The 11782-nt window shown below is 60.6% G+C and carries 12 protein-coding genes and 1 pseudogene; all 13 read right to left on the reverse strand.

Annotation, left to right across the window (positions count from 1 at the left end; translation table 11 throughout):
• Positions 1-138 precede the first annotated feature (138 nt).
• Complete coding sequence (gene urtA, locus NPS29_RS26170) at positions 139-1404, reverse strand: urea ABC transporter substrate-binding protein (RefSeq protein ID WP_274136251.1); 1266 nt, start codon at positions 1402-1404, stop codon at positions 139-141.
• Between the two features lie 482 nt (positions 1405-1886).
• Positions 1887-3260, reverse strand: coding sequence for a PepSY-associated TM helix domain-containing protein (locus NPS29_RS26175; RefSeq protein WP_274136252.1), 1374 nt, complete (start codon positions 3258-3260; stop codon positions 1887-1889).
• 86 nt (positions 3261-3346) lie between these two features.
• Complete coding sequence (locus tag NPS29_RS26180; RefSeq protein WP_425312555.1) at positions 3347-3781, reverse strand: DUF2946 domain-containing protein; 435 nt, start codon at positions 3779-3781, stop codon at positions 3347-3349.
• Positions 3782-3819: 38 nt separating this feature from the next.
• Positions 3820-4293, reverse strand: coding sequence for a copper chaperone PCu(A)C (locus NPS29_RS26185; protein WP_274136253.1), 474 nt, complete (start codon positions 4291-4293; stop codon positions 3820-3822).
• 53 nt (positions 4294-4346) lie between these two features.
• Positions 4347-4772 (reverse strand): DUF2946 domain-containing protein, encoded by a 426-nt coding sequence (locus tag NPS29_RS26190; protein ID WP_400605479.1) that lies wholly within the window; start codon positions 4770-4772, stop codon positions 4347-4349.
• Positions 4773-4829: 57 nt separating this feature from the next.
• A complete protein-coding gene (locus tag NPS29_RS26195; RefSeq protein WP_274136254.1) occupies positions 4830-5153 on the reverse strand; it encodes a DNA-binding protein in 324 nt (107 codons plus the stop codon).
• Positions 5153-5488, reverse strand: coding sequence for a type II toxin-antitoxin system RelE/ParE family toxin (locus NPS29_RS26200; RefSeq protein WP_274136255.1), 336 nt, complete (start codon positions 5486-5488; stop codon positions 5153-5155). The genes NPS29_RS26195 and NPS29_RS26200 overlap by 1 nt, the downstream gene beginning before the upstream one ends.
• 93 nt (positions 5489-5581) lie before the next feature.
• Complete coding sequence (locus tag NPS29_RS26205) at positions 5582-6313, reverse strand: cobalt-precorrin-6A reductase (RefSeq protein WP_274136256.1); 732 nt, start codon at positions 6311-6313, stop codon at positions 5582-5584.
• The gene (locus NPS29_RS26210) at positions 6310-7407 is read right to left on the reverse strand and encodes a cobalt-precorrin-5B (C(1))-methyltransferase (RefSeq protein WP_274136257.1); all 1098 of its coding nucleotides are present in this window, start codon (positions 7405-7407) and stop codon (positions 6310-6312) included. The genes NPS29_RS26205 and NPS29_RS26210 overlap by 4 nt, the downstream gene beginning before the upstream one ends.
• A complete protein-coding gene (gene cbiE / locus NPS29_RS26215) occupies positions 7407-8609 on the reverse strand; it encodes a precorrin-6y C5,15-methyltransferase (decarboxylating) subunit CbiE (protein WP_274136258.1) in 1203 nt (400 codons plus the stop codon). Before cbiE ends, NPS29_RS26210 begins: the two co-directional genes overlap by 1 nt.
• 250 nt (positions 8610-8859) lie before the next feature.
• A complete protein-coding gene (locus NPS29_RS26220) occupies positions 8860-9888 on the reverse strand; it encodes a PoNe immunity protein domain-containing protein (RefSeq protein ID WP_274136259.1) in 1029 nt (342 codons plus the stop codon).
• Between the two features lies 1 nt (position 9889).
• The gene (locus NPS29_RS26225; RefSeq protein ID WP_274136260.1) at positions 9890-11299 is read right to left on the reverse strand and encodes a hypothetical protein; all 1410 of its coding nucleotides are present in this window, start codon (positions 11297-11299) and stop codon (positions 9890-9892) included.
• A pseudogene (locus tag NPS29_RS26230) lies at positions 11296-11782 on the reverse strand (hypothetical protein); the annotation flags it as partial. The pseudogene NPS29_RS26230 and the gene NPS29_RS26225, both read right to left, overlap by 4 nt.

Raw genomic sequence — 11782 nt, forward strand, 5'->3', positions numbered from 1 at the left:
CTGTAGGAGCGCGCTTGCCCGCGACGGGGTGTGTCAGGCGACCTCGATGACACAGACCCACCGCCGTCGCGGGCAAGCGCGCTCCTACCAGGGAATTGCGTCGAGTCGAGGGCGTGCCCCGACCCGACAGCGCGTTGCTTAGTTACTCTTCACCGCATAATCCGGCTTCTTGTCGTTACCCGGAATGAACGGGCTCCAAGGCTGGGCGCGCAGTGGCTCCTTGGTTTTCCAGACCACGTTGAACTGACCGTCGGCCTTGATCTCGCCGATCATCACCGGCTTGTGCAGGTGGTGGTTGGTCTTGTCCATTTCCAGGGTGAAGCCCGACGGCGCGGCGAAGGTCTGGCCGGCCATGGCTTCGCGGACTTTATCCACATCGGTGGACTTGGCTTTCTCGACCGCCTGGGCCCACATGTGGATGCCCACGTAGGTGGCTTCCATCGGATCGTTGGTCACCGCCTTGTCGGCGTTCGGCAGGTTGTGCGCCTTGGCGTAGGCTTTCCAGTCGGCGACGAACTTGGTGTTCACCGGATTCTTGACCGACTCGAAGTAGTTCCAGGCGGCCAGGTTGCCCACCAGCGGCTTGGTGTCCACGCCGCGCAGTTCTTCCTCGCCCACCGAGAAGGCCACCACCGGTACGTCGGTGGCTTTCAGGCCCTGGTTGCCCAGTTCCTTGTAGAACGGCACGTTGGAGTCGCCGTTGACGGTGGAGATCACAGCGGTCTTGCCGCCTGCCGAGAACTTCTTGATGTTGGCCACGATGGTCTGGTAATCGCTGTGGCCGAACGGGGTGTAGACCTCTTCGATGTCGCTGTCCTTCACGCCTTTGGAGTGCAGGAACGAGCGCAGAATCTTGTTGGTGGTGCGCGGGTAGACGTAGTCGGTGCCCAGCAGGAAGAAGCGCTTGGCCGCGCCGCCGTCTTCGCTCATCAGGTACTCGACCGCGGGAATCGCCTGCTGGTTAGGCGCAGCGCCGGTGTAGAACACGTTTGGCGACATTTCTTCGCCTTCGTATTGGACCGGGTAGAACAGCAGGCCGTTCAGCTCTTCGAAGACTGGCAATACCGATTTGCGCGACACCGAGGTCCAGCAACCGAACACCACCGAGACCTTGTCCTGGGTCAGCAACTGACGGGCCTTCTCGGCGAACAGCGGCCAGTTGGACGCAGGGTCTACCACCACCGCTTCCAGTTTCTTGCCATTGACGCCGCCCTTGGCGTTGATTTCGTCGATGGTCATCAGCGCCATGTCCTTGAGCGACGTCTCGGAGATGGCCATGGTGCCGGACAAAGAATGCAGAATACCGACCTTGATGGTCTCGGCGGCCTGAACGGTCCAGGTCATGCCCATGGCGGCGATCGATGCGGACAAGGTGAACGCTTTAAGCAAACTGCGACGCTTCATTGGCTAGCTCCATTCTTCGATTTTTTGAAATGACGGCGGTTGGCGGTGCCGGGAGTTGAGGCTGAAGAGCTCATAGCAAAGGCTGGGCCAAGGCAGAAAATGCCGAAAAATCAAAGGGATTCGAAACATTCAAGAAGCGGTTTGCACCAATGTGGGATCAGCAGGGTGCCGTGGTGCGCAGGTTGCGCCGATGTGGTGCGGGGAAGTTGACGAGGTCGACAGGATTTCGGCTGCACCACGGACCTGTAGGAGCGTGGCTTGTCCCGCGAACGGCGACGAAGTCGTCGCAATTCGGTTGATGCGGTGCGTCGGACGGAGTGCGGCGTCAGGTTTTACTGCCGGTACCCGGCAGGTCGCGGGCAAGCGCGCTCCTACAGGTCGCGCACGCGGAGGTAAAAACAAGGGCGGGGCCTGAAACCGGAAATGAGGAGGAATTCATCACTAAACCACTCAAAAAGGTTCCAGGCCCCGCAGGACGCAATCTAAGCTGTTGCCGCCGTTTTGGCAAAGCGCGAAAGGGCTATCCGATCGAGCAGCCACACAGCCAGCATGGAAATCCCGACGAGCGGGAAGGCAACGCCCAGGACAATCATCACGATAGTCGCAATTTTCCAGCGTGGCAGATCATGACGCAGCGGCGGGACGCCAAAGCCGTTTTGCGGGCGGCGTTTCCACCAGATCACGATCCCGCTCACCGAACTGAGCAGCACCATCAGGCAGATGAACAGGATCACCAACTGGTTGACCCAGCCAAACATCTTGCCCTCGTGCAGCATCACACCCAGCTCGGTGGCCCTGGATACCGTGCTGTAATCCTGATAGCGCACGTCGGCCAGCACCTTGCCGCTGTATTGGTCAATGTGCAGGGTGGCGTCGTTGCGCGGATCGTCGGCGAACACCGACACCGTGAATACACCGTCGGCGGTTTTCGGCGCGCTGATGCTGTAGCCGGGTTCGATCTTGCGTTCACTGGCGATGTCCACCACCCGTTGCAGGGTGACGACAGGGGCCGCCGGTGCGCTGGACATGCCGCCATGGTTCATGTGCTCGGCGTGATCACCCGAAGACACCGGCATCGGCGTGTTTTCCATGGCCCAGGGTACGGTCTGCACGGCGGCACTGTTCAGATCGCCCGCCTGCCTGTCGGACTTGGGCACATCGTTCCACATCGCCGCCGGAAAGGTGTTCCAGACATCGGCGTAGACCTTGCCCCACATGCCGGTCCAGGTCATGCCACTGAGCAGCATGAACAGCAACGCCACCGAGCCCCAGAAACCGGTCACCGCATGCAGGTCACGCCACAGCACCCGACCGCGCGCGCTGATGCGAGGCCAGAGTACGCCAGCCGGCGAGCGCCCCCGCGGCCACCACAGGTACAGGCCCGACACCACCAGCACGATGCCCCAGCCGGCTGCCAGCTCGACCAGCCTATCGCCAACCGTGCCGATCATCAGCTCGCCGTGAATTTCACGGGCCATGGCCTGCAGGTTGTTCTTGGCATCCTGGGTCCCGAGGATCTTGCCGCTGTAGGGGTCGATGAACAGGTTGGTTTCGCGACCGTCCTGCTTGATCACGAACTGCGCGCTGCTTTCGGCGTTGACGGGCGGCAGGTATTTGCTGATCGGTGCCTGTGGATAAGCCGCGAGCACACGCTGTTGTTGCTCGTCGGCGCTGAGCATGTGGTGTGCCGGCTTGACGGTCAGAAGGTCGCTGTACATCAGCGAATCGAGCTGGGGCTTGAACAGGTACACCATGCCGGTCAGCGACAGCATGATCATGAAAGGGGCGACGAACAGGCCGGCATAGAAATGCCAGCGCCACGCCAGGTTATAGAACGACACGTTTGGTTTGGACATGATGCAACGCTCCCGTCAGGGAAGAACACGGCGCAGCGCGCGGGCACACGCAAGTGGCCAGCGGATACGGAATCTTTTTTCAGGGTTCAGGCGACGGATGCGAGTGGCGGGGCGCGGGTACGGGCGTTGGGGAAAATACTGCGCTGAGCGTGGCCCTGTTGTGGGGCCGCATTATAGAAATCGGCGGGTTTGGGCGGGATGGGGGCCGCCACAGCTAGGGTCTGGGTCAACGCCGGGCAACTGAACAACAGGGTGCAGTAACCGCACTTGGCCCAGATCACGTGGTCGGGGGCTGCAACCTCAGGCGCGGTGGCGTGGTGCCCGCCGTGGTCTGCCGACGCGACCTTCATTGGCGCAGGCATGTCCATGCCCGCCGACATCGACATCCCCGTGTGATGCTCCATCGGCATCGACTGGGAAATCAGCGGGCCGATGAAGATCATCAGCATGGCGAACAGGCTCAGCCAGGCCGCCGGCGTGTTGCGGGATGCTGGGGCGGACTGGGCGCGGATCGCGTGCACGGGTTTCATGGCGCTTCAGCTTCGACGGTCAAAAGCCATCAATGAACGTGGGCCGGAGCTGCGTCTGGTGCCTGTTTCTGCACCATGACATCGACGGTCACGTCGCCGGTTTTCTCGAAGTGCAGGGTCAGCGGGAATTTCTGCCCATCAACGAGCTTCGAGCGGTCCTTCAGATCCAGCAGCATGACGTGGTAAGCCATGGGCGCGAAGGTCACCGCGCCGCCGGCCGGGATGTCCACCGTCTCGACTTGCTGCATCTTCATCAGGCCGTCTCTGTTCACGTGCTCGTGCAATTGAGCGGTGCCGGCAATGGGGCTGTCGACACCGGTCAGGCGATCGGCGTCGGGGCCTGCATTGCTGATCACGAAATACGCCGCAACCGTGGGCGCATTCGGCGGCAGCTCCATCGACCAAGGGTGGGCGATAGCTAGATGGCCTTTTGCATACTCATGAGCATCAACATAGCAGGCCGGCATCAGCAGCGCTGCCAGCAACAGGAATTTTTTCAGCATGGGTGACCTCTCTCAATCCATTCAGATACGCGAAGTACGGCGTGAACGAACGATCAGACGCGAGGAGAGGCTCTGGGACTGAGGCTGGGCCACAGAATGCGGGGAGGCGCGTGGAAAACCACCAGCACATCCGGCAGACGAACGGGCTGCACGAACGTCAGGAAACCGAGCTGGTTACCGGCCGGAACCGCCACCATCGTCAAGGCCCCGGAACAACACGGGCAATGCTGCATCACCCCGTGATCGGAACGGTCCGGCGCCTGCTGGTCGGCCGGCGCAATGTTCGTTGCCACCAGGCGCGGGCCATTGCTCGTACAGAAACTGCCCCACAACACCTGCTCACCCTGCGTACGCGGCATGGTCGGCGTCATGGGCATCGCCAACATCCCGAACAGGAGCGCAAAGCACGCAATCCAGGCAAAGGCCCGGCGCCGCTTGAAGCTCTGTAGGGATTGTTGTTGTGTGTTCATGTCGGCCATTTAGCCTGAATGATGGGGAGATGTAAAAAGACTGAGTGCGGCGTTATGTCGCGGGGGTTAGTGGGCTGGAACAGCATGCACCTGTATATCGACCTTCAGCCATGATCCCATTGCTGCAAAAATGGCGGCGAGATTGTCCATGTTCGGGTTTCCACTGGAGGACAGCATGCGATGAAGACTCTTGCTCGGTTTGTCAGTCTCCCGGGCCAGCGCTTCAAAGCCCAGTGTTGCATTGACCAGATCACGGAGAATGATTCGGGCGACTTCCGGTTCGCCGTTGAGGAAAAGGGTGGCCGCCTCATCCAGAAGCCCCTGAGCAAATATGGGGTCCTGTTTGATTCTTTCGTTGATTGTCTCTTTGTAACTGCGGGTTAGGGCCATTAGACGCCTCGCTCCTGTCTTCGCTTTTCGGCTTTGTAGTCAGCTATCAGCAATCTGGCGCGCTTGATGTCGGTGGTCTGTCCCGACTTCGTGCCCCCGCCAAACAGGATGATCAGCCGCTTGCCTTCCTGAATCAGATAGATCCGGTACCCGGGTCCCCAATTGATTCGAAACTCCCCCAACCCATCGAACCATTTGATGTTTGAGGTATTGCCCGATTCGATCCGCGTCAACGCCGTGGCTATCTTGAGCGCTGCAGCCGGTGGCAGAGTAGAGAACCAATCCCGGAAAGGGCTTTTTTGATCTTTGGATAAGTATTCTTGAACAATGATCATTGGTGTAATGGTAACTCTTGCGTTACCTTGTCCGCCATCAGCTTTTTGGAAACAGATTGTCTCGCCGATCAGATCACGTCGTGCACTACATAGTTATCGCATTGCATATACAGCGTTGATCGCTTGCAATACCTCCCCAACACTCCTAAATTTCCGATCCACCCCCACCAACACCGGTCGCTTCAGCACCAGCACCGGCACTCCACGCTCCCGCGCGACGTCCAGTTTGGGTTCGGTGGCGCTGCTGCCGCTGTTCTTGCTGATCAGCACGTCTATATCGCGACGTTCGAACAACTCGCGCTCGTCCTCGATCCGGAAGGGTCCTCGCGCGCCGATGACTTCGCAGCGCTCGTTGCCGGGGTAGGCGTCGAGGGCGCGCAGGGTCCAGAACTGGTGTTCGGGGATTTCGTGCAGGTGTTCCAGCGGCTCGCGGCCCAGGGTGAACAGGGGGCGTTTGAAGGGGGCGAGGGCGGAGATGAGTTCGGCCCAGTTGGCCACTTCACGCCAGTCGTCATCCGGGCCTGCCTGCCACGCGGGGCGACGCAAGGCCCAGCAGGGAATACCCGTGAGTTTTGCGGCAGTCGCTGCGTTGAAGCTGATCTGCGCGGCGTAGGGATGAGTCGCGTCGAGGATCAGACTGATCCCTTCGTCATGTACGAATTGCGCCAAGCCTTCGGCGCCGCCATACCCGCCGACCCGCACCTGGCATTGCAGATCAGACGGCACCCGGCCAACACCTGCCAGGCTGTAGATGTGCTCAGGGCCGAGGGTTCGGGCGATGGCGAGCGCTTCGGTCACGCCGCCCAGCAACAAGATGCGTTTCATGTGAAGGCTCCTGCGTGGCCGACGATGCCGCCCTGACGGTCGATGGCGAAGACTTCCACCTGCACCTGGGCGGGCACCACGCTGCGGGCGAAATCCAGCGCATGCCGGCACACCGCATCCCCTAGCGGCACGCCGGCCTTCGAGGCCATGGCCAGCGCCTGTTGGCTGGTGTTGGCTTCTCGAATGTCTTGTTGCAGCCCGGCATCCGCGCCTACATCTGCCGCCCATTGCGCCAATTGTTCAAGGTCGATGCTGGAGTGGCGGCTGTGCAGGTCCATGTGGCCGGCGGCCAGTTTGCTGATCTTGCCGAAGCCGCCGCACAGGCTGAGTTTATCCACAGGCACTTTGCGCAGGTGCTTTAGCACGGCGCCGACAAAGTCGCCCATCTCGATCAGGGCGATGTCGGGGAACTGGTAGACCCGGCGCATGGTGTCTTCGCTGGCGTTGCCGGTGCAGGCGGCGATGTGCTGGTAGCCGTTGGTCCTGGCCACATCGATGCCCTGGTGAATCGAGGCGATGTAGGCCGCGCAGGAGAAGGGCCGCACGATGCCGCTGGTGCCGAGAATCGACAGCCCGCCAAGAATGCCAAGGCGCGGGTTCATGGTCTTGAGCGCCAGCTCGCCGCCGTTGTCCACGCAGACCGTCACTTCGAAGCCACCTGCATAGCCTCGTTCGGTGGCAAGTGCCGTCAGGTGTTCGGTCATCATTCGCCGAGGCACCGGGTTGATCGCCGGTTCCCCCACGCCCAGCACCAGGCCAGGCCGGGTTACGGTGCCCACGCCCGGGCCTGCGACAAAACGCACGCCGGGTTCGGATATCAAGCGCACCTGGGAATACAGCAGCGCGCCGTGGGTGACGTCCGGGTCATCGCCGGCATCTTTGATCGTGCCGGCCTCGGCGCCGCTCGCCAGTGGGCGGCAGAACTCCAGGCGCATCGTCACCTGCTTGCCCTTGGGCAGGGTGATCTCGATGGCATCGTTGGTCTCGTCCGCCAGCAACAGGCGCGCCGCCGCCAGCGAGGTCGCCGTGGCGCAACTGCCTGTGGTCAGCCCGCTGCGCAGGGCCGCGGGTTGTTCGGCGGTTTCTTCGCGCATCAGGGTTTGATCGCTTCGAGGAGGGTGATGGGCAGCGCCTGACGCCAGGTGTCGAACTTGCCCAGTGGCTTGGAATGCGCAAGGTGCACGCGGGTCAGTTCACCGCCATGGGCTTCGCGCCAGTTGACCAGCATCGCTTCGCTTTGCAGGGTGACGGCGTTGGCCACCAGCCGCCCGCCCGGGCGCAACTGTTGCCAGCAAGTGTCCAGCACGCCAGCGCGGGTCACGCCGCCGCCGATGAAAATCGCATCCGGGTGCTCCAGCCCTTCAAGGGCATCTGGCGCCCGACCGCGCACCAGTTGCAGGCCGGGCACGCCCAGCGCGTCGCGGTTGAATTCGATCAGTTGCTGACGCTCTTCATTGGCCTCGATGGCCACGGCGCGGCAGGTCGGGTGAGCGCGCATCCACTCGATGCCGATGGAGCCGCAACCCGCACCGACATCCCACAGCAACTGTCCGGGAACCGGAGCGAGGCGGGCCAGCGTAATGGCGCGTACATCGCGTTTGGTCAACTGGCCGTCATGGCGAAAGGCGTCATCCGGCAGGCCGCCCAGGGGCGACAGGCGCAGGGTGTCGGGCGCGGCGCGGCAGTCGATGGCGACCAGGTTCAGCGCCGCAATCTCCGGGTTCGACCATTCCTTGGCGATGCCCTCGATACGCCGCTCGGATGGCCCGCCGAGGTGCTCCAGCACCGTCATATGACTGGGGCCGAATCCGCGATCACGCAGCAGGGCGGCAATCGCAGCGGGGCTCGTGCCGTCATTGCTCAACACCAGAAGGCGCAAGCCGTGATGCAGTTGCGCATTCAGCGCCGCCAACGGGCGAGCCACCACAGACAGCGTCACCACATCCTGCAACGCCCAGCCCAACCGCGCGGCGGCCAGGGAATAGGAAGAGGGCGCGGGAATCACCCGCATCTGCTCGACAGGCACCTGGCGCGACAGACTCACGCCCACGCCGTAGAGCATTGGGTCGCCACTGGCGATCACACAGACCGGCTGCCCACGCAGCTCCAGCACCGGGTGCAGGGAAAACGGGCTCGGCCACTGATGCCGCTCGGCCTGAATACAGGGCGGCAGCAGCTCCAGCTGGCGCGAACTGCCAAACACCTGCCGAGCCTGCAACAACGCATGCCGGGCATTCCTGCCCAACCCCTTGAAGCCGTCCTCACCGATTCCCACGACTGTCAGCCACGGCGACATGTATTGCCCTCAACCTGAATCTGCCACAGGCCGGTCTGGGTGGCCTGTGGATAACGTCGGCATGATACCGCGGCGGCAGCCTTGCGTCGTCAGATGGACCGACCGGCGCGTCCGGAGGAACTGGGATGTCGCCTACTTGCCTGTAGTTTGAATCGCACATGATCAGCCAGCACGCCCAGGTTGTTGACCGCGCTGTGAGTCACGCGCAGGCAAATGAACGCTTGCCCGTTATGGCCTGAGTGACCGGTTGTCATACCAGCGAAGGGCCTGACTGATCGGGACTCCATTGCCAGAATGTCGCGCCGTAGTCACTGTTTTCGATGGCTGGGAATGTCGCGCCCTTTTGAAAAAAGCGCCGTGAATCAGCCCGCGTGGGGGTAAACCACCAGCCGGTTTTTAGACAGGCTTGGCCAGCCTGGATGTTGGTCGATTGAATGGTGGCTGTAGCCGTCATGCCGCCATCGGGGTATTGAGCTGCATGAGCGCGGGACCAGGCCACGAGGTCCTTGGGGTAATAAAGATACTGGTGCAGGCTGCTGTCGTCTTCGATGCCTAGCAGGATGACGGCGGCGCCGGCTTCAAAGCTCCAGTAACCGAAGTAGCCACCTTGTTCGCCGTTTTCATTGGGTTTATGGGCGTCATGCCAGGCGCAACCGGCGAGGTCTTTGTACCAGCGCTTGAGGAAGGTATGCAGTTCTGCGAGTTGCTTGGTGTTGGTGTCCTCCGTCAACGCGTAAAACAAAGGTTCATAGGGTTTTAATGCGCACAGGTAATCGCTTTCATACCGGATGTCAGGCCCCATGGCATGAATCATGAACTCTTCGAAAAGTACATCTGCGCCACCGTTTTCCCCGTCCACACCGTCTTGTAAGGCAGCAATTCGAGGGAGCAGGTCACGCCTATGCAAAAGAAAGCAGAGACCGATTAATTGCATCAGTGCAGCGTAGTCGTCAGTTAATACAAACTCAAAGACAGGCTCGTTTTGGTTGTTATGATGTCGCCATAACGACTGGCCATAAATCTCATATGCGTTAACGATTTGTCCTACAAGCTGGCGCATTGATTCTATAGGCTGACCAGCTGTGTATTCTAGAAAAAGCTGATCGAACAAGTTTGCTGCAACCCTTCGCTGCGAGATCATCCAGCCTTCTTGCTCCGTAGAACCCGATCCTGCTGGGCTCTGCTGGAACATATGTATAACTTCGGGAATGGCCGAAATGGTTTCGTTGTAATAGCGTTCACCTAAGAACTGTTGTCTTCTTTTTTCGTGGAAGCTCATCTTATTTACCTGCTCTGTTTCGAGCTTGAGTGCTCAATCCTGCTCGATTGTTTATGACTCGCTGAATCTCGTTGTCATGCCATTCCCGAGTCACTTCATGAGCTGCGTGGATTGCGGGCATTACATCTGCCCCAGCCGAGCGAGTAATCAGGGCCTCAGAATGAGCGACCGCATGAGGAATAGAAAAAAATAGTACGTGCCGTGAGTACCCATTACTAATGATTCGCTCACCAACTACTTTTGAAACAACCGCTTTTTGCAAGCGAGGCTCAATCCACCCATGACTCATCTGCGTCACTTTGCCATTCACCTGCCGCACCTGTCCCGAGCCGCCTCCCGCTTTTCCGCCTGCTCCAGCCTTGCGGCGAATATTGCCGCCCCCGTTCAATCCACTTTCATTCTTATCCCCTGCTTCCCCCAACAACTGCCCCAGCGTTTTCGCCGGGTTGAAGCTGGCCTTGGCTTCGATGATCGCGTACGGCTTGCCGCTGTTGGTTTTCCATACCGCGTCAATCCCACGGCCCCGGGGGATGCATGGCCAGAGTTGCACCAGCCGATGACCGTCATTGAGTTTGGCGGTGTTGATTTCACTTTGGTCGTGAGCAGCCTGCCCTCGGCCCCAGCCCTTGATGTCCTGGCAATAGTAGTCGGCCATGTGTTCGCCCAGAACGCCGAGCAGTTTGTTGGAGACCTGCTTGAAGCGCGCCGTGCGTTGAGTGGCTGCGTTGGGCTGATTGGGCCGCACCGGATTGGCGACATCGTGGCGGGTACGCTGGCCTTCGCCCATGGGGCTTTGGGGTTTGGCAGGCGGCACGCCGTGTTTCTGTTTGGCGATGATTGGCGCTTGTGCGCTGGTGCGTCGGCCACTGGCCAGCCAGTCATCCATCTCGCGTTTGAAGCCGGCAAAGTGCCTGTCCAGGCCGTTGCGAATGCTGTCCACTTGTCCGCGCATTTCGGTTGACAAGCGGTTCATCAGGCGCGGATTGCTCAGCAGTGCATCGAGCTTTTGTTTGAGGGTCGAGAGGTCCGTGACCTCACGCAGCAACTTTTCCGGATCGCCAGTATAAAAGCGCCGAATCATGGCGGTCAGGTCATCGACATTGGCCGCTCCGCTCTTCACGGCGCGCATTGAGCGCTTGGCTGCATCACCACCACCCGGGACCAGACCTATCAACGCGGTGATCAGGTTGAACCACGCCAGCTGGCTGTCCGGCGCGTCGGATACTTCCACCAACCCCTTGATGACATCCCGGGCATCGACCATTTGGCCCAGCACAGGCACCAGGCCGATGGCCGTTTCGGCAAGAATGGCCCAGGGTGCGTTATTGTCGCCCTTGAGAAAACTGATGGATTCCTCTTTCAGGGCCTCATACCAGACCCGGTTGGGCGAGTTGATCGAGAGGTCGGTCATGACTGCTCCCCCTTCAGCTTGTCGCGCAAAGCTGCTTGCTGGGCGTCATCAAGGTAAAGCCAAAGGCTTTCGCCGGTATCGGCGTCGGAGGGCGGGTTGAGTTGCGCGCTGGCCTCGCGTTGTGCAGAGCTGGTCTGTGCCTGCCAGAGTTGATCGACGCGGTTCAGGTAGTCCTGGAGTTGTTCCTCGGCCTGCTCGTTGGTCGTCGACTCGGCGTGGAACTTGTTTTCAGGCAGCGGAACGCGGGCAGCGTGAGCTTGAGCATCTTCGCCGAAGTACACCTTGGCAGATTGGGCGGGAACGGCCTCCAATCGTGCATGGCCGCGCTCGTCCAGGATCCCCTGGCGCACGGTACCGTCCTCAAATAGCGCGATGTAGGCTGCACCCGCCAAAGGGGTGAGGCTTTCATCGTGGTAATTCAACTCCAGAACATTTGGCGGCGCGCTTTGCGACCCCACCGGCAAGGCAGGCAATGCCGTAGCC

Origin of the sequence: Pseudomonas putida (genome assembly GCF_028682175.1) — a bacterium.
Lineage (GTDB): Bacteria > Pseudomonadota > Gammaproteobacteria > Pseudomonadales > Pseudomonadaceae > Aquipseudomonas > Aquipseudomonas putida_AD.

Excerpts from the sequence above, each read along its gene's own strand:
- NPS29_RS26220 (WP_274136259.1), bottom strand. The coding sequence starts at position 9,888 with ATGAGCTTCCACGAAAAAAGAAGACAACAGTTCTTAGGTGAACGCTAT.
- NPS29_RS26175 (WP_274136252.1), bottom strand. The coding sequence starts at position 3,260 with ATGTCCAAACCAAACGTGTCGTTCTATAACCTGGCGTGGCGCTGGCAT.
- NPS29_RS26210 (WP_274136257.1), bottom strand. The coding sequence starts at position 7,407 with ATGCGCGAAGAAACCGCCGAACAACCCGCGGCCCTGCGCAGCGGGCTG.
- NPS29_RS26190 (WP_400605479.1), bottom strand. The coding sequence starts at position 4,772 with ATGGCCGACATGAACACACAACAACAATCCCTACAGAGCTTCAAGCGG.
- NPS29_RS26205 (WP_274136256.1), bottom strand. The coding sequence starts at position 6,313 with ATGAAACGCATCTTGTTGCTGGGCGGCGTGACCGAAGCGCTCGCCATC.
- NPS29_RS26225 (WP_274136260.1), bottom strand. The coding sequence starts at position 11,299 with ATGACCGACCTCTCGATCAACTCGCCCAACCGGGTCTGGTATGAGGCC.
- NPS29_RS26195 (WP_274136254.1), bottom strand. The coding sequence starts at position 5,153 with ATGGCCCTAACCCGCAGTTACAAAGAGACAATCAACGAAAGAATCAAA.
- NPS29_RS26200 (WP_274136255.1), bottom strand. The coding sequence starts at position 5,488 with ATGATCATTGTTCAAGAATACTTATCCAAAGATCAAAAAAGCCCTTTC.
- NPS29_RS26185 (WP_274136253.1), bottom strand. The coding sequence starts at position 4,293 with ATGCTGAAAAAATTCCTGTTGCTGGCAGCGCTGCTGATGCCGGCCTGC.
- cbiE (WP_274136258.1), bottom strand. The coding sequence starts at position 8,609 with ATGTCGCCGTGGCTGACAGTCGTGGGAATCGGTGAGGACGGCTTCAAG.
- urtA (WP_274136251.1), bottom strand. The coding sequence starts at position 1,404 with ATGAAGCGTCGCAGTTTGCTTAAAGCGTTCACCTTGTCCGCATCGATC.